This is a genomic window from Streptosporangium sp. H16 (assembly GCF_051918855.1).
GTDB lineage: Bacteria > Actinomycetota > Actinomycetes > Streptosporangiales > Streptosporangiaceae > Streptosporangium.
Genome location: NZ_JBPXMD010000008.1, coordinates 323,175 through 339,710 on the forward strand (window position 1 = coordinate 323,175; position 16,536 = coordinate 339,710).

The window sequence follows — 16,536 nt, forward strand, 5'->3', positions numbered from 1 at the left end:
CCGGATGCGCGTGCTGCTGACCGGGCACCAGGGCTACCTGGGGAGTGTGATGGCCCCGGTGCTCGCCGCCGCGGGCCACGAGGTGACCGGGCTCGACTCCGGGCTCTTCGCCGGACGCGTCCTGGGCCCCGCGCCCGACGACCCGCCCGGACACGCCGTCGACCTGCGGGACGTCACGCCCGAGGTCCTGGCGGGGGTGGACGCGGTGGTGCACCTCGCCGCCCTGTCCAACGACCCGCTGGGCGCGCTGGCGCCCGAGCTGACCTACGACATCAACCACCGCGCCTCGGTGCGGTTGGCCCGGCTGGCCCGTGACGCGGGCGTGCGCCGGTTCCTGTACGCCTCCACCTGCTCGGTCTACGGCGCCTCCGGCTCGGACCTGGTCGACGAGGACGCGCCGCTGCGCCCGGTCACCCCGTACGCCGACTCCAAGGTCCGGGTGGAGAACGACCTGCTCAAGCTGGCCGACGACGACTTCAGCCCGGTGTTCCTGCGCAACGCCACCGCGTTCGGGTTCTCGCCCAGGCTGCGCGCGGACATCGTGCTGAACAACCTCGTCGGCCACGCGCTCCTGTCCGGCGAGGTCAGGGTGCTGTCCGACGGCACCCCGTGGCGCCCGCTGGTGCACGCCGCCGACATCGCGAACGCCTTCGCCATGGCGCTGGCCGCCCCGCGCGACGCCGTCCACGCCAGGGCCTTCAACGTCGGCACCGAGGAGAACAACGTGACGGTGGCGGAGATCGCCGCCGAGGTCGCCGAGGCGGTGCCCGGCTCCCGAGTCGTGATCACCGGGGAGACCGGGGCCGACCCGCGCTCCTACCGGGTCGACTTCTCCCGGATCCGGGACGCGCTCCCCGGCTACCGGGCGCTGTGGACGGTGAAGGCGGGCGCGGTCGAGCTGGCCGAGGCGTACGGGCGGTTCGGCCTGACCGAGGACGGCTTCCGGCGCCACTTCACCAGGCTGGCGTGGCTGTCGGCCCGTCGCGAGGCCGGAACCGTCGACGGGGCGCTGCGGCCGCGCGGGGCGGTGCGCGGTGACGGGTGACCCCGGCGGCGAGGCGCCGGAGGCGGTGAACGGTGACGAGGCGCCGGGCGCGGTGAACGGCGGCGAGGCGTCAGAGGCGGGGAGCGGCGGCGAGGCACCGGGGCCGGGAGACGGTGGCGAGGCATTGGGAACGGGGAGCGGTGACGAGGCATTGGGAACGGGAAGCGGTGACGAGGCGCGCGAGATGCGGGACCTCGTGGAGCGGCTCTACCCGCTCTGCAGGAGCATCACCGGCAACGGCGTGCGCCGCACCCTGGAGATCGTCGGGGAGTCCCTCCGCCTGCAGGTCCGCGAGGTGCCGACGGGCACCCAGGTCCTCGACTGGACGGTCCCCAGGGAGTGGAACATCCGCGACGCGTACATCAAGGACGCCTCGGGGGCCAGGGTCGTCGACTTCGCCGCGTCGAACCTGCACGTGGTCGGCTACAGCGTCCCGGTGTCGGCCACCATGACCCTGGACGAGCTGCGCGGGCACCTGCACACGCTCCCCGAGCAGCCCGACCTGGTCCCGTACCGCACGAGCTACTACGCGGAGACGTGGGGCTTCTGCCTGGCCCACGACACCCTGGAGGGCCTCCGGGACGGGCCGTACGAGGTCATGATCGACTCGACGCTCGCCGACGGGCACCTGACCTACGGCGAGCACGTGGTGCCCGGCAGGGTCGCCGAGGAGGTGCTCGTCTCCTGCCACGTGTGCCACCCCTCGCTGGCCAACGACAACCTGGCGGGCGTCGCGGTGGCGGTCCGGCTCGCGCGGCGGCTGGCCGGGGCCGACCCGTGGTACACCTACCGCTTCCTGTTCGCGCCGGGCACCATCGGCGCGATCACCTGGCTGGCCCGCAACCGGGAGCGCGCCGGGCGGATCAGGCACGGCCTGGTGCTGGCCTGCGCGGGGGACCGCGGCCCGCTGACGTACAAACGCAGCAGGCGGGGCGACGCCGAGATCGACAGGGCGGTGCGGCACGTCCTGCGGAGCTCGGGGCGCCCCCACACGGTCGTGGACTTCTCCCCGTACGGCTACGACGAGCGTCAGTTCTGCTCGCCCGGCTTCGACCTGCCCGTCGGCTCGCTCACCAGGACCCCGTACGCGGGCTACCCGGAGTATCACACCTCCGCCGACGACCCGGACTTCGTCTCCCCCGAGGCGATGGCCGACACCCTGGAGACCTGCTGGGAGGTCACCCGGGTGCTGGAGGACAACCGCGCCTACCTCAACCTCAGCCCGTACGGGGAACCGCGGCTGGGCAGGCGGGGCCTGTACGGGTCGCTGGGCGGGCGCAGCGACACGAGGGAGGCCCAGATGGCGATGTTGTGGGTGCTGAACCTCTCCGACGGGAGGCACAGCCTCCTGGACATCGCCGAACGGTCCGATCTTCCCTTCGGTGCCGTGGCGGAGGCGGCACGGGCCCTTCGCGGTTCGGGACTTCTCAAGGAGTGTTCGCTGTGACGCGGTTCCAGGTCGTGACGGGCTCCCGGGCGGGCTCCAGGGCGGGCGGGGCGCTCAACCTCCGGGTCGGCGAGACGGTGGAGGTGCTCGGTGAGGCCGAGATCATGGCCACGCTGGACGAGAGGGGGGAGCTGGACGAGCTGCCCTTCATGCCGGAGATGCTGGCCTTCTGCGGGCGGCGGCTCACGGTGCACAAGGTGGCGCACAAGCTCTGCGACACGATCAGCAGCAGCGGCATGCGGCGGATGGAGCGCGCCGTCCACCTGACCGGGGCCCGCTGCGACGGGCAGGCGCACGGCGGCTGCCAGACGGCCTGCCAGTTCTACTGGAAGGAGTCCTGGCTCAAGCGGGTGGACCCGGCCTCTCCCACCGCTCCCCCCGCTCCTCCCGCGGAGAACGGTCTGGCCGCGGGCAGGCCCCTGCTGCCGATCCTGCAGGCCGCCACCAGGAAGGAGCCGGGCCCCGACGGGGAGGAACGCTTCTCCTGCCAGGCGACCGAGCTGCTGCGCGCCGCGCCCACCTGCCTGCCGTTCAAGGACGTCGGGCAGTACGTCGCCGACGTGCGCACCGGGAACGTGGGCGTGACCTGGATGCTGCGCTCGTTCCTCGTCGGGCTGTTCAACCGCTTCCAGCAGGCGAGCAGGCGCGTCCTGCCCAGGTGGCTGTGGATCAGGGGCGGGCTGCGCTGGGGGTTCGTCAGGGGCGAGGCCGGGCCCACCACTCCGACGCTCACCCTGGACCTGCGGCCGGGAGAGCTCGTCAGGGTCAAGTCCAAGGAGGAGATCCTCAAGACGCTCAACGACGGCCTGCTCAACCGCGGCATGGGGTTCGAGGAGGAGATGTCGCGCTACTGCGGCCACGTGGCGCGGGTGAGCGCCCGCGTCGAGAGGTGCCTGGACGAGAAGACCGGCCGGATGCTGCGGATGAAGAACCCCTGCATCGTCCTGGAGGGCGTCGTCTGCGCGGGCGCGTACAACGTCAGCTGCCCGCGCGAGTTCGTCCCGTTCTGGCGGGAGATCTGGCTCGAACGCGTCGAGGAGCCCAGGTGAGCGGGCCGTCCCCCGAGACGGGCGGCGAGACCGGTACGGCCACTGAGGTCGACCCGGCCGGCGGGACCGGTGGCGCCGGTGGAGTCGATGACACCGGCGGCGCCGGCACGGCCGGTGAGCAGGTCGGGACGATCGGCAGGAAGGCCGGTCGCGGGCTGCGCTGGAGTCTCCTGGGCAACCTGGGGACGAAGGCAACCACCTTCGTCATGGGACTGGTGCTCGCCCGGCTGCTCGTGCCGGAGGACTTCGGCCTCTACGCCATCGCGCTCGCCGCGACCACCTTCGTCATGCACGTCAACGACGTCGGCATCATCGCCGCCACCGTGCAGTGGCGGGGCAGGGTCGAGGACATGGCGCCGACGGCGACGGTCATGGCCGTGGCGTTCAGCACCGGGATGTACGGGATCTTCTGGGTGGTGGCCCCGTACTTCGCGGAGCTGGCGGGCAGCGCGGAGGCCACCCCGGTGGTCCGGCTGCTCACCGCGGTCATCCTCATCGACGGCGTCACCGCCGTGCGGGCGGGCTCGCTGATGCGCGGGTTCGGGCACGACAGGCTGACCAAGGCCAACATCGCGGGTTCGCTGGTCAACGCGGGGGTGGCCGTCACGCTCGCCGCGAACGGCGCAGGCGCCTACAGCTTCGCCGTCGGGCAGGTGGCGGCCAACACGGTCACCGGCGCGCTGGTGTTCGCCTGGGCCGGGCTGCCGTTCCGCCTCGGCTTCGACCGGGAGGTGGCGGTCAGGCTCCTGCGGTTCGGGGCGCCGCTGGCCCTGGGGCTCGGCATCGAGGCGGTGTTGATGAACGCCGACTACGTCATCGTCGGCGCCGTGCTCGGCCCTGTCGCCCTCGGCTTCTACCTGCTGGCGTTCAACGTCTCCAGCTGGGTGCCCAGCGTGATCGGCACCGCCCTGCGGTACGTCACCGTGCCCAGTTTCTCGCGGCTGGCCGAGCAGCGGTCCCAGGCGCTGTCGCTGGGGGTGCAGCGCTCGGTGCCGTTGCTGGTCGCGTTCGTCCTGCCGGTCGCCGTGGTGACGGCCACGCTGGCCCCGGCGATCGTGGCGTTCCTCTACGGCGAGAAGTGGGCCCCGGCCGCCGGGGTCCTGGCGCTGCTGGCGGTCCTGATGGTCGTGCGGATGCTCACCTCCCTCGCCTTCGACATCCTCACCTCGGCGGGCGCCACCAGGGCCACCGTGTGGATGAACCTCGGCTGGGCCGTGGCGCTGGTGCCCGCGCTGTGGGCGGGCACGCACTGGTACGGCATCCGCGGCGCGGCGATCGGGCACGCGCTGGCCGGTGTCCTGGTCGCCCTGCCGATGGCGGCCCTGGTGCTGAGCCGCGCGGGCGTGCGCCTGGCACCCGTCCTGCCCGCCCTCGTCCGCCCGCTCCTGGGGGCCGCGGTCGCGACGGTCGTCACGGTCACGCTCGCCGGCCTGACGAGCGGCCTGACGGGTCAGGGGACCGGCGGGGCGACCGCGGGCTCCGCGCTCGTCCAGCTCTGCGTGGCCGGTGGCGGGGGACTGCTCGCGTACCTCCTGATCGCCGTACCCGCGGCGCGGCTCAGACAGCTCGGCGCGCGGGTGGTCCCCGCCCGCGCCCGCTGACCGCCACAAGCTCCGCCAGCTCCGCCAGATCCGCCAGATCCGCCAGATCCGCCAGACCCGCCAGACCCGCAAGCTCCGCGAGACCTACGAGATCCACGAGTTCCACGAGTTCCACGAGTTCCACGAGTTCCACGAGATTCAGGAGATCCACGAGATTCAGGAGATTCAGGAGATCCACGAGATTCAGGAGATCCACGAGATTCAGGAGAGGAGAGACCGGATGGAGAACTCCGACACGCTGGTGTCCATCGTGCTTCCCGTGCGCAACGGGGCCGGGCGGATCGAGGGCGCGATCCGCTCGGTGCTCGGCCAGGACCACGAGCGCCTCCAGCTGGTGATCTCCGACAACGCGTCCACGGACGGCACCGAGGAGATCTGCCGCGACCTGGCCGCGACCGACCGCCGGATCGTCTACCGCAGGCACCCGGAGAACGTGGGCCTGTTCGACAACTTCGTCCGTACCACCGAACTGGTCGCGGGCACGTTCTTCCGCTGGGTCGGCGACGACGACCGGCTGGAGCCCGCGTGCGTCTCCCGGTCCCTCCAGGCGTTCGCGGAGGACGACCGGCTCGTCCTGGTCACCACGCAGGTCGCCTACACCGGACCCGACGGGACCGTCACCACCGCTCCCCTCGACCGCTCCGGCCTGGCCTCGGACGACCCGGTCGAGCGGTTCGCCGAGATGCTGCGGCTGCTCAACGAGAGCCACCTGCTCATCGACCCGCTGTACGGCACGCTGCGGCGCGACCCCCTGGCGAGGATTCCGCGGCGCAACATGCTGCGCGAGGACGAGGTGTTCGCGGCGAAGCTCGCGCTGGCCGGACCGTGGGGGCACGTCCCCGAGGTCCTCGCCCACCGCAACTGGAAGCACGACACCCTGTCGGCGATCGCCCGCCGCCTCGACGTGCCGCCCTGGCGGGCCCGCTGCTCCAGCGTCCTGCAGTGCGGGGAGCTGTTCCGCTGGCTGCGGGAGGCCGATCTCACCGCCGACCAGCGTCGCCGTGCCCGCGCGGCCGTCCTCGCCATGTACGCGCGCCGCCAGCGGCTCACCGCGGCCCGCCGGGGCCGCAGGCTCGCGCTCATCGCCTCGGGGCTCGTCCCCGGTGGGCGGTGAGAGATGTCCTCCGACTCCCCACCAGTGATTTCAGAAAGGAGAACCCCGTGACGACCGTCTTCTCCAACAGCGCGGTGAACGACGACACGCGCAGGGAGCAGCTCTACCAGGGGCAGGTCTTCGTCTACTCGGCGACGCCCGCCTCCGCCCAGCTGGCCGCCTTCGCCAGGGAGCTGATCGCCGAGGCGTTCGGCGAGCGCGACCCGGAGACCGCCCAGTTCGACATGCCGGTCGAGAAGTTCGCCGACCTGCTCGCCCGGCTCAAGCCCCGGTTCATCCATCACCCCCGGTGCAAGGAACTGCTGCCCGCGGTGCTCGCGGAGCTGGGCTGCGACCTGGACCGCACCTACTTCGACGTGCCCCGGCTGCGCACCTCCACCTCCCACGACTACCTCACCTCAGGCATCTCCTACGCCTTCCACCCGCACCGCGACTGCTGGTACTCGGCCCCGTTCAACCAGCTCAACTGGTGGATCCCCGTCTACGAGGTGGTCCCGGAGAACGTGATGGCCTTCCATCCCCAGTACTTCGGCAGCCCGGTGCGCAACGGCAGCGCCCGCTACGACTACGCGGAGTGGAACAGGACCAGCCGGCTCACCGCCGCCCAGCACGTGCGCGGCGACACCAGGGACCAGCCCCGCCCCGAGGAGACCGTCGTACTCGACCCGCAGGTGCGGGTGGTGCCGGAGCCGGGGGGCGTCATGGTGTTCTCCGGCGCCCAGCTGCACTCCACGGTGCCCAACACCTCGGGCAGGACCCGCTTCAGCATCGACTTCCGCACGGTCCACATCGACGACGTGCGCACCCGTCGCGGCGCTCGCAACGTGGACGCGGAGTGCACCGGTACCACCCTGCGTGACTTCGTCCGCTCCTCCGACCTCGACCCGATGCCGGAGGAGCTGGCGCTGGAGTACGAGGCGGAGGCCCTGACCAGGGCCGGGTGAGCGGCGGACACCCGGCCACCGCCACACCGCGGTGAGGCCGTGACGCTGTGAGGCCGTGACGTCCGTGGTGACGCCTGCGGTGACGTCCGTAGTGACAAGGAGTTCGTGTGCTGCGACCAATACGCATCGTGTCCTGGGCGTCTGGCGCGCTCGGGGGAGCGGGGACGACGTAGTGGAGTTCTGGAAGACCATCCTCGACCTCGCCAGAAGGAAGCGGGTCGGGTTTCCGCTGTTCGGCCTGACGCTCCTCGCCGCCGTGGTCGTCTTCTCCCTGGTGCCCCCGCGTTACGTGTCGAGCGCCTCCATGGTGCTGACCACGCCCCCTGCGGGAGGGACGACGGACCCGGCCAAGAAGCCGGGGCGGACCAACCCGTTGCTGCAGTTCAGCGACGGTCTCAGGACCACGGCCGGCATTCTCATCCTGTCCATGAACACCGAGGCGGTCGCGACGGAACTGGGCATCGTGAAGGACGGTCCCATCGAGGTCACGATCAACGACGGGCGCACCAACCCCAGCATGCTGGGCATCCTCATGAACGGCCCGTTCGTGTACGTGGAGGTGGAGAGCGACTCCGCCGAGGTCACCCGTGCCGTCATGGCCAGGACCCAGTTCCGCCTCAGGACCGAGCTGGTCCGCAGACAGGAGGTGCTCGGCGCCCCTCGCTCCACCTTCATCGGGTTCGTCGAGGTGGTGCCCGCCGGCTACCCCGCGATGAACCGGAGCGGCACGTGGCAGGCCGCGGGCGGGGCGGCGTTCGCCGTCGTCCTGCTCGGCCTCGGCGCGGTGTACGCCGTGGAGCGCCGGAGGGTGTTCCGGCGGAGGTCCGGTGGCGGGCGGCCCGGCGAGCCCCGGCCGGACACGGCCACGACCACGGCCACGGACAGGGTCACAACCACGGACACGGACACGGACACGGACACGACCACGGACAGGGCCACGGACGCGGCCCCGCCCCTGGCAGGCCGTTCCGACGAGGCGCATCCCGATGACCTTCCGGAAAAGGGCCGGGAGCACGAGGAAGGCGAGGAAGGCGGGGAGCCGGTGACCGGCAAGGACGGTAAGGGCGGCGGGGGCGGTAAGAGCCGCGCGGGCGGCAGGGGGCGTGGAGGCCGTGACGGCAGGGGCGCCGCCGAGCCGCCGATCACTGTGTACCCGGTGGAGGCGATGTCCCCGGCGCCCTCGGCGACGCCTGGACGAGGACGACAAGTGGACGACGACAAGTAGACGGCGACGAGCAGGCGACCGCGACAGGCAGACGAGAGGAAACGCGTGGACTTCTGGGGGACCGTACTCATCGTGTTACGGCGCTGGTACGTCGCCCTGCCGGCGTTCCTGCTGTCCATCGGCGCCGCGCTGGGCGTCTACTCGTCGATCCCCACGCTCTACGTCTCGAACGCGGTGCTCGTGCTGACCATCCCGCCCACCGGGGGAAGCCTGCCGAGCGACCCCGAGCGTCCCAACGGGCTGACCAACCCCCTGCTGAACTTCGACTGGGGCCTGAGCATGTCCGCCTCGATCCTCATTCAGGTGATCAGCGCGCCGGAGACGGCGGAGTCGCTCGGCGTGCGGCCCGAGGGTGACACCACCTTCACGGCCACCAACGGCAGCACCAATCCGGAGGCGCTGGACGGCGGGCCGTTCGTGTACATCGAGGGCACGAGCAGGTCGCCGGAGGGGGCGCGGGACATCGTGACGCGGGTCAGGGACCGCGCGAGGATCGAGCTGGCCGGTCGCCAGAGGCAGCTCAACGCGCCCCTGGCGACCTACATCACGATGGACGAGATGGTGCCGCCGACGGAGCCGCAACCCCAGCGCGGGGGGAAGACGCGCGGGGCCGCCGCCGCACTGCTTCTCGGGATACTCGCCAGCCTCGCCGCGGTGTTCTCCCTGGAGAGCTTCCTGGACGCCCGGAAGCGGAGACGCGGGAGGCCCGTGCCGGCGCCCGGGCTGCCCGCCGAACCCTCCCTCCTGCGGCGGTGAGGATCCCCGTGACCCGTACGGCACCCACGGTCTCCGGCACGGTCCGCGCCGAGGTCCCCACCGGGGATCCGGCCCCCGTGTCCGTCGCCTCCCTGGACCGCCCCGGTCTCCGCAGTGCCGACGGGGCCACCCTCGCCGCCGCGTTCGCGGTGGTCCTGATGCTGTCTCCGGCGCGGCTGGTCTTCCGCGGCCTGCCTTTCTCGCTCACGCCCGCCGACGCGGTCGGCCTCTTCGCCGCGCTGTGGTGGTTCTGCGCGCAGCTCACGACCACGCTCGGCGCGGCCAAGGGCTCCAACCCCGTACGCACCGCGCTGTTCGTGTACACCGCGGCGATGCTGGCCACCTACGGGTACGCCAGCGCCGCCTACCTCCCGCCCGACGAGCTCGACATGGCCGACCACAGCATCGTCCTCGTCGTGGCGGCGGTGGGCATCGGTCTCGGGGCGTGCGACGGTATCCGGGGCCGGGAGCGGCTGGACTTCGTTCTGAGGTGTCTCGTGATCTCCGGCGCCGCAGTCGGGGTCATCGCGGCGCTCCAGTTCGTGCTCGAATTCGACCTGACGAAGTATCTGACCTTTCCCGGTTTCCGGTTCACCTCGGATCTGCCGGCGATCCTCGAACGGAACACCCTGCGCCGGGTCGCGGCCACCACGGGACATCCCATCGAGCTCGGCGTCGTCTGCGCGATGATCACTCCTCTCGCGCTGCACTACGCGTTCGGCGCCCGCGACCGGGGGGAGCCCTCCCTGCGGTGGTGGGTGTGCTGCGCGCTGATCGGCACCGGGCTGATGTTCTCCGTGTCGCGGTCGGCGGTCCTCGGGCTCGCCGTCGTCGGCGTGGTGCTGGTCGCCGGGTGGCCCGCGCGCAGGAGGCTGTGGGCGGCGCTCGGCGGCGTGGGTTTCCTGGTGGCGATGAAGGTGGCCGTACCTGGTCTGATCAGCGTCTTCCTCGGACTGTTCACCAGCCTGTCCAGCGATTCGAGCATCCAGTACAGGACCCATGACTACGCGGTGGCGGCCACCGAGATCGGGAACCACTTCTGGGTCGGCAGGGGGCTGGGCACCTGGTACGCGCCCAAGCATCTGATCTTCGACAACCAGTACATCCTGTCGCTGGTGGAGACCGGGGTCATCGGCCTGGCCGCCTTCTCCGGGATCTTCCTGACCGGTATCTGGGCGGCGTTGCGCGTCCGCCGCCTCAGCTCCGACCCCGCCGTACGGGACCTGGGGCTGACCCTGGCCGCGTGCCTGGTCGTCCCCCTGGTCGGGGCGGCCACGTTCGACCTGCGCTCGTTCGCGACCGTGACGGGCCTGTCATTCCTGATCATCGGAGCCGCCGGCTCGCTGCTGCGCGCCACCCGGCAGCCGAGGGCTCAGGCCATCCGGCCGCCGGAGAGGTCCGGCGGGGAGCCCGGGGAGTCCCGGGAGCTCGGGGAGTTCGGGAAGGAGACCGATGAGGAGGTCGGCGAGAAGGACGTCGAGGCCGTCGAGGCCGTTGGGAAGGTCACCCGACCAGCCGGGCGCGCAGATCCGCCCAGGAGCCCGCGGCCAGATCCCGCTCGCTGATCGCGGTGACCGGCAGCGGCCACCGGATGCCGAGATCGGGGTCGTCGTAGCGGACGGCGAGGTCCTCGGCGGGGTCGTGCTCCCGGTCGATCCGGTAGCAGACGTCGGCCTGATCGGTCAGTGCCTGATAGCCGTGCAACAAGCCAGGAGGAACGTAGAGGTGAACGAACGTCTCATCGTCCAGAACCACCGACATCTGGCGGCCGAAGGTCGGCGAGCCCGGCCGGGCGTCGACGAGCACGTCGTGCACGGCCCCGCGGGCGCACCGGACGAGCTTGGCCTCCCCCCGTCCTCCCCGGCCGTGCAGGGCCCTGATCGTCCCCAGCCGGGACCGCGACTGGCTGTCCTGGACGAACGCCTCGGGCCGCAGCCCGTGGGCGGCGGCGAGCGCCGCGTCGAAGGTGCGGGTGAACAGTCCGCGGTCGTCCCTGTGCAGGGTGGGGACGAAGAGCAGGACATCGTCGATCTCGGCGCGTTCGACTCTCATGAGCCCATCTTCACGACTCCCGCACCTCCCGGCCATGGAGAAGCGGGAAACGGTACCGACGGGCGTACGGAGCCTTCCGGCCATGGAGAAGCGGGAAACGGCGCCGGTCCGCGTACCCCGGAGGACGTCCCTCCCGCGGACCGGCCCTCCCCGCCGGTGGTGCGTACGGTGCCACCGGAGAGGTCCGGGGCGGGGTTCGCGCGCGTCCGGGTCGGGGCCGTCGAGGTCATGGCGGTCAGCGAGGCGGAGCTTCTCGACCACGTGGCGGCCGAGTGGCGACGGGGGCGCGGCGGCGCGATCGTCACCGCGAACGTCGACATCGTCCGCGCCGCCACGCGCGACCCCGCCCTGGCGGACCTCGTCACCCGCTCCGAGATCGTGGTCGCCGACGGCATGCCGGTGGTCTGGGCGTCGAGGCTCGCCGGGCCGGCGGTTCCCTGCCGGATCACCGGTGCCGCGCTCGTGCACTCCCTGACCGGACGGGCCGCGCGCGAGAACCGTTCGGTCTACCTGCTCGGAGGGGAGCCCGGCGTGCCGGAGGACGCGGCGCGGGTCCTCGCCGGACGTTGCCCGGGACTGCGCGTGGCAGGCACCTGCTCGCCTCCCTTCGGGTTCGAGAGCACGCCGGACGGGGTCCGCGAGGTGGTCGAGGGGGTGGCCGCCGCCGCACCCGACCTCGTCCTCGTCGGGCTGGGCTTCCCCAAGCAGGAAAGGGTCATCGAGGCTCTCAGGGAGAAACTGCCCGACGCCTGGTACCTCGGCTGCGGAGCAGGGATCCCCATGGCGGCCGGGCGGTTCAGCCGCGCCCCGGGGCCGGTCCAGCGAGTGGGCGCCGAGTGGCTGTACCGGCTCGCCCTGGAACCGCGCCGCCTGGCCCGCCGCTACCTGCGCGACGACGCGCCGTTCGCGGTCGCCCTCCTCGCGGGCGCCCTGCGCACCCGCCTGACATCGAGGCGCCGCACATGACCGCCGATCCCGCGTCCGAGTCCGAGGCACCCGGCGTGACCGCCGATCCCGTGTCAGAGTCCGAGTCCAGGTCCGAGGCGCTTCACATGACCGCCGATCCCGCGTCCGGGATCGAGGCGCCCCGGGTGGCCGCCGATCCCCCGTCCTTCGGCGTGACCGCCTTCCCGCCACGGTCCTCTCTCACGAGAAACGGCTCCGACATGGCTGTTCCAGACCGGCTCCCGCTGGCCGTAGTGATCGTCACGTATTCGAGCGGCAAGGTGGTCGAGGGCTGCCTTCGCTCGCTCGACGCGGCACTGGCCGGTGCCGGTCCGGCACGGGTCGTCGTGGTGGACAACGCCTCGCCCGACGACACCGTCGAGCGGGTACGCGAGGTCGCGCCCGAGGCCGAGGTGATCCAGACCGGGCGCAACGCCGGCTTCGCCGCCGGGGTGAACGCGGGCATCGCCGCCGCGGACGGCTGCGACGTGCTGATACTGAATCCCGACATCCGGCTCGCACCCGGCTCCGTGCTCCTGCTCCGGCAGGCGCTCGCCCTGCCGGGAACCGGGATCGCCGCCCCCCGCCTCACCGGCGAGACGGGGACGCTCCACCTCTCCCTGCGCAGGCGCCCCACCGTGCCGAGGGCGCTCGGGGAGGCGCTGCTGGGCGGGCACAGAGCCGGACGGATCCCGGCACTCGGCGAGCTGGTCGTGGACCCGGCCGCCTACGACAGGCCGCAGGCGGCCGACTGGGTGGCCGGTGCGGCCTGGCTGGTCTCCCGCGCGTGCCTGGACGCCCTGGACCCCCTCGACGAACGCTACTTCCTGTACTCGGAGGAGACCGAGTACATGCTCAGAGCGGGGGCGGCGGGGTTCGCCGTCCGGTACGAGCCCCGTGCCGTGGCCGTTCACCTCGGTGGTGAGCAGTCCACGTCGAGCCGGCTGTGGGCGCTGTCGTCGGCCAACCGGGTCCGGATGCACCGGGAACGGTACGGCCGCCCGCGCGGGCAGCTGATGCGGCTGGCCGTCGGGCTCAACGAGCTGGTCCGCGCGGTCGCCAGGGGCGGGGAGGGCGGGAGGCGGCACCGGGCCGCCCTGCGCCAGCTGGTCCCCCTGCGCGAGTGGCCGCTTCTGCCCGGCGAGGAAAAAACATCCCCGGCCCAGACCACGAAGGTCTCCCGGATCTCCCCGGCCCAGACCACGAAGGTCTCCCAGCCCCAGACCACGAAGGTCTCCCAGCCCCAGACCACGAAGGTCTCCCAGTCCCAGACCACGGAGGCCTCCGCCTTCCAGACCACGGAGACATCCCCGGCCCGGGGGGCGGAGGTCTCTCCCGGTTACGTCTGCTTCTCGGCGCAGGACTGGTGGTATCACAACCGGGCGCACTCGGACTTCCAGCTCATGCGCTCGGTCGCCGCGCACAGGAAGGTCCTCGTGGTCAACAGCATCGGGATGCGCATGCCGATGCCGGGCAGGTCCACGCAGGTGCTGCGGCGCGTCGGGCGCAAGCTGCGCAGCGTCGCGATGCTCGTCAGGAGGCCGCTGCGGGAGCTGCCCGGCTTCTACGTGATGTCCCCGCTGCCGCTGCCCTTCTACGGCTCGCCACTGGCCAGGCGGGTGAACGCGCTGCTGGTCCGGGCCCAGGTGCTGGCCGTCTCGCGGGCACTGGGACTGCGCCACCCCGTGATCATGGTCACCATACCCACGGCGTGGGACGTGGTGCGGCCGATGCGCAGGCGGGCGCTGGTGTTCAACCGCTCCGACCGGCACTCGTCGTTCCCCGAGTCCGACCGGCCGACCATCGAGGCGCTGGAACGCGGCCTGCTCGAACGCTCCGACCACGTGGTCTACGTCAGCACCGCGCTGATGGGCGAGGAGAGCGGCGTGACCGGAGACCGCGCGCACTTCCTCGACCACGGCGTGGACACCGACCACTTCCGGCGCCGTCCGGAGAGCGAGCAGCCCGCCGACCTCCGCGCGATCCCCGGCCCGAGGGTGGGTTTCTTCGGCGCGCTGGACGACTATCTCGTCGACTTCGACCTTCTCGAACGGATCGCCGTCGAGCTGTCCGGCGTCTCGCTGGTCCTGATCGGCGACGCGACCGTCCCGATGGAACGGCTCACCCGCCATCCGAACGTGCACTGGCTCGGATTCAGGCCGTACGAGGACATCCCCGCGTACGGATCGGGATTCGATGTCGCGATCATGCCGTGGCTGGACAATCCGTGGATCAGGCATTCGAATCCGATCAAGCTCAAGGAGTATCTCGCGCTGGGCCTGCCGGTGGTCAGCACCGATTTCCAGGAACTCGCGAACTATGCCGATCGCGTGCGGATCGCCGCCGGCGGTGACCTTTTCCTGGACGCTGTTCGTGAGACGTTGCGCGACGGGGGTCTGCAGCCCGCCGAGACCATTCGGGGATCCGTGCTCGGTGCCTCCTGGTCGTCGCGTGCCGCGCAGCTGATGGCGCTCGCCGAGCTGTCACCGGGCCCGCGATGAGGAGGACGAGATCATGAGATCCGAGGACCAGGGGCAGACGACGGGACGCCGGACCAGGCGGTCGTTGCCGATGCTGGTCGGAGCCGGAGCCGTCTCGGTGTCGGTGGCGGTGCTCGGGCTCTCCTGGATCGACGCGCCCGAGAGCCGGGACCGGGCGTCGGCGGGCGCCCTCCCGGGGACGGCCGGCGCGTGGCCGGCCGCGGGTCCTCCCGCGACGGCCGCGCGGGTGCCGTGGGAGGGCGGCCCCGCCTACTACGGGCGGTTCGCCGCGCCGGCGGCGGCGGGCTGGACGAACCCGTCGTTCTTCCCGGTGGGCGTCTGGTTCGAGTCGGTGATCACCCAGTCCGACGCGGACAAGGACCGGGCCGCCGGGATCAACACCTACGTGGAGCTGACCGAGACCAGCGACATGATGCTGGTGCGGAAGAACGGCATGTCGGCGCTGACGAGCGTCCCGCTGCCCGGCTACGGCAAGGAGACGGTGGGCTGGCTGCTCAACGACGAGGCCGACATGTGGGCGAAGGCCGGAGACGCCGGATGGACCGGCAACCACCCCGGCGAGGGCCCCCTGTGCGTCCCCGAGGACAAGGGGTGCGGTTTCACCGTGATGCGCACCCGCAAGGAAAGGGTCCCGAAGGGCGACGGCAGGCTGCACTACGCCAACTACGGCAAGGGCGTGATGATGTGGGAGCGGGACGCGGACGCCGCCACGTTCGTCAACCGCTTCACCGACGTCGTCTCGTCCGACGTTTACTGGTACACCAGCGCGAGCGTCTGCCTGGACGGGCAGAACTTCCTGTCCCTGCCGGCCTCCCGGTGCCGCAGGGCCGCCAACTACGGCGCCGTCCTCGACCGCCAGCGCGAGCTGGACGCGCTGGACGGACGCCGCCAGCCGATCTACGGTTTCGTCGAGGTCGGCTGGCCCGCCGAGAACGACACCCGGGCCATCCAGCCGCAGCAGGTGACGGGCGCGGTCATGAGCTCGCTGATCCACGAGGCCCGGGGCATCATCTACTTCAACCACAACTTCGGCGGGCCGTGCCACTCCCAGCACGTCCTGCGCGAGGAGTGCGGGAAGAAGGTCAGGCCTGCGGTGGCCGAGGTCAACCGGCGCATCGGGCAGCTGGCCCCGGTGCTGAACACCCAGTCGTACGTGCACCGCTTCGGCTCCGGCCTCGACACCATGCTGAAACACCACCGGGGCTCGTACTACGTCTTCGCGATGCCCGCCGCCGGCACGGCCCCCGGCAGGCGCACGTTCGCCCTGCCGCGCGGGATGCGGGCCGCGCGCGCCGAGGTCCTCTTCGAGAACCGGACGGTCCCCGTCGACGCTCAGGGCAGGTTCACCGACTCCTTCGCCGCCGAGTACTCCCACCACATCTACCGGATCACTCCCTGACGTCCCGCCGCGGAGCCGGGCCGCCGGGAGGCATCCCTTCGGTGGATGACGCGGATCACTTGAGGTGTCCCGCTCGGCGACATACCGCGTCGCGATCGCCGAGGCGACCTTTCCCCCGCTCGGACGACGGGATGATCTGGGCTCTCCGCGTGACACGGGCGGGCTCGGCCGTGCGCCGAGCCCGCCCGCTCCGACTCCGTCCCTTGCCGATCGCACGCTCACCCGGTTCGGCACACGCCTTCGCGGTGGACGTCAGGAACGCTCGGGCCGGATCGGTGTCACACCGGTCAGCGCTGCAGTGTCAGCAGGCCCGGCCGGTAGGGCAGGAGGCCGTAGTCGACACCGTCGGAGTTGGGGTTGCGGCCCTGGTAGAGCAGCTGCAGGTTGCAGGGGTCGACGGTCATGGTCTGGTCGGCGCTGGTGCGCAGCAGTTCGCCGTGGCTGATGTCGTTGGTCCA

General features: G+C 71.8%; 15 protein-coding genes. 12 read left to right on the forward strand and 3 right to left on the reverse strand.

Going from position 1 to position 16,536, the window contains the following annotated elements; all coding sequences use genetic code 11:
• Positions 1–4: 4 nt before the first annotated feature.
• From ACTOQ2_RS16730 to ACTOQ2_RS16745, 4 genes are read left to right on the forward strand one after another with little or no spacing between them, the layout of a single operon-like run.
• Positions 5–1,045 (forward strand): NAD-dependent epimerase/dehydratase family protein, encoded by a 1,041-nt coding sequence (locus ACTOQ2_RS16730; RefSeq protein ID WP_440068060.1) that lies wholly within the window; start codon positions 5–7, stop codon positions 1,043–1,045.
• Entirely contained in the window at positions 1,035–2,492 is a 1,458-nt protein-coding gene (locus tag ACTOQ2_RS16735) for a DUF4910 domain-containing protein (RefSeq protein WP_440100456.1), read from the forward strand. Before ACTOQ2_RS16730 ends, ACTOQ2_RS16735 begins: the two co-directional genes overlap by 11 nt.
• Positions 2,489–3,541: a hypothetical protein gene (locus tag ACTOQ2_RS16740; RefSeq protein ID WP_440100457.1), complete on the forward strand. Its 1,053-nt coding sequence runs from the start codon at positions 2,489–2,491 to the stop codon at positions 3,539–3,541. The genes ACTOQ2_RS16735 and ACTOQ2_RS16740 overlap by 4 nt, the downstream gene beginning before the upstream one ends.
• Positions 3,538–5,142, forward strand: a complete 1,605-nt coding sequence (locus ACTOQ2_RS16745) for a lipopolysaccharide biosynthesis protein (protein ID WP_440100458.1) — start codon at positions 3,538–3,540, stop codon at positions 5,140–5,142. The genes ACTOQ2_RS16740 and ACTOQ2_RS16745 overlap by 4 nt, the downstream gene beginning before the upstream one ends.
• On the opposite strand, the gene ACTOQ2_RS16750 is transcribed toward ACTOQ2_RS16745, so the two are convergent.
• On the reverse strand, positions 5,099–5,338 hold the full coding sequence (locus tag ACTOQ2_RS16750; RefSeq protein WP_440100459.1) for a hypothetical protein: 240 nt from the start codon (positions 5,336–5,338) through the stop codon (positions 5,099–5,101). The genes ACTOQ2_RS16745 and ACTOQ2_RS16750 overlap by 44 nt on opposite strands.
• Positions 5,339–5,362: 24 nt before the next feature.
• Between ACTOQ2_RS16750 and ACTOQ2_RS16755 the strand changes: the two genes are divergently transcribed.
• The 5 genes from ACTOQ2_RS16755 (at position 5,363) to ACTOQ2_RS16775 (ending at position 10,746) form a co-directional block, all read left to right on the forward strand.
• A complete protein-coding gene (locus ACTOQ2_RS16755; protein ID WP_440100460.1) occupies positions 5,363–6,256 on the forward strand; it encodes a glycosyltransferase family 2 protein in 894 nt (297 codons plus the stop codon).
• Between the two features lie 47 nt (positions 6,257–6,303).
• The gene (locus ACTOQ2_RS16760; protein ID WP_440100461.1) at positions 6,304–7,200 is read left to right on the forward strand and encodes a hypothetical protein; all 897 of its coding nucleotides are present in this window, start codon (positions 6,304–6,306) and stop codon (positions 7,198–7,200) included.
• Between the two features lie 172 nt (positions 7,201–7,372).
• Positions 7,373–8,425, forward strand: coding sequence for a hypothetical protein (locus ACTOQ2_RS16765; protein WP_440100462.1), 1,053 nt, complete (start codon positions 7,373–7,375; stop codon positions 8,423–8,425).
• Between the two features lie 45 nt (positions 8,426–8,470).
• Entirely contained in the window at positions 8,471–9,181 is a 711-nt protein-coding gene (locus ACTOQ2_RS16770) for a hypothetical protein (RefSeq protein WP_440100463.1), read from the forward strand.
• Between the two features lie 8 nt (positions 9,182–9,189).
• Positions 9,190–10,746, forward strand: coding sequence for an O-antigen ligase family protein (locus ACTOQ2_RS16775; protein ID WP_440100464.1), 1,557 nt, complete (start codon positions 9,190–9,192; stop codon positions 10,744–10,746).
• Here ACTOQ2_RS16775 and ACTOQ2_RS16780 read toward each other — a convergent pair.
• Positions 10,685–11,233 (reverse strand): dTDP-4-dehydrorhamnose 3,5-epimerase family protein, encoded by a 549-nt coding sequence (locus ACTOQ2_RS16780; RefSeq protein WP_440100465.1) that lies wholly within the window; start codon positions 11,231–11,233, stop codon positions 10,685–10,687. The two genes, ACTOQ2_RS16775 and ACTOQ2_RS16780, sit on opposite strands and share 62 nt — an antisense overlap.
• Before the next feature lie 168 nt (positions 11,234–11,401).
• Here ACTOQ2_RS16780 and ACTOQ2_RS16785 point away from each other — a divergent pair, with 168 nt between their 5' ends.
• The 3 genes from ACTOQ2_RS16785 (at position 11,402) to ACTOQ2_RS16795 (ending at position 16,078) form a co-directional block, all read left to right on the forward strand.
• On the forward strand, positions 11,402–12,199 hold the full coding sequence (locus tag ACTOQ2_RS16785; protein WP_440100466.1) for a WecB/TagA/CpsF family glycosyltransferase: 798 nt from the start codon (positions 11,402–11,404) through the stop codon (positions 12,197–12,199).
• Between the two features lie 86 nt (positions 12,200–12,285).
• A complete protein-coding gene (locus ACTOQ2_RS16790; RefSeq protein WP_440100467.1) occupies positions 12,286–14,679 on the forward strand; it encodes a glycosyltransferase in 2,394 nt (797 codons plus the stop codon).
• Positions 14,680–14,692: 13 nt separating this feature from the next.
• Positions 14,693–16,078 carry a hypothetical protein gene (locus ACTOQ2_RS16795; RefSeq protein WP_440100468.1) on the forward strand — a complete coding sequence of 462 codons (1,386 nt, stop codon included), beginning with the start codon at positions 14,693–14,695 and terminating at the stop codon, positions 16,076–16,078.
• Positions 16,079–16,365: 287 nt separating this feature from the next.
• On the opposite strand, the gene ACTOQ2_RS16800 is transcribed toward ACTOQ2_RS16795, so the two are convergent.
• On the reverse strand, positions 16,366–16,536 hold a 171-nt coding region (locus tag ACTOQ2_RS16800), incomplete at its 5' end, for a non-reducing end alpha-L-arabinofuranosidase family hydrolase (RefSeq protein WP_440100479.1).

Coding starts and splice junctions, on each gene's coding strand:
- ACTOQ2_RS16730 (WP_440068060.1), top strand. CDS start 5: ATGCGCGTGCTGCTGACCGGGCACCAGGGCTACCTGGGGAGTGTGATG.
- ACTOQ2_RS16755 (WP_440100460.1), top strand. CDS start 5,363: ATGGAGAACTCCGACACGCTGGTGTCCATCGTGCTTCCCGTGCGCAAC.
- ACTOQ2_RS16780 (WP_440100465.1), bottom strand. CDS start 11,233: ATGAGAGTCGAACGCGCCGAGATCGACGATGTCCTGCTCTTCGTCCCC.
- ACTOQ2_RS16790 (WP_440100467.1), top strand. CDS start 12,286: ATGACCGCCGATCCCGCGTCCGGGATCGAGGCGCCCCGGGTGGCCGCC.
- ACTOQ2_RS16795 (WP_440100468.1), top strand. CDS start 14,693: ATGAGATCCGAGGACCAGGGGCAGACGACGGGACGCCGGACCAGGCGG.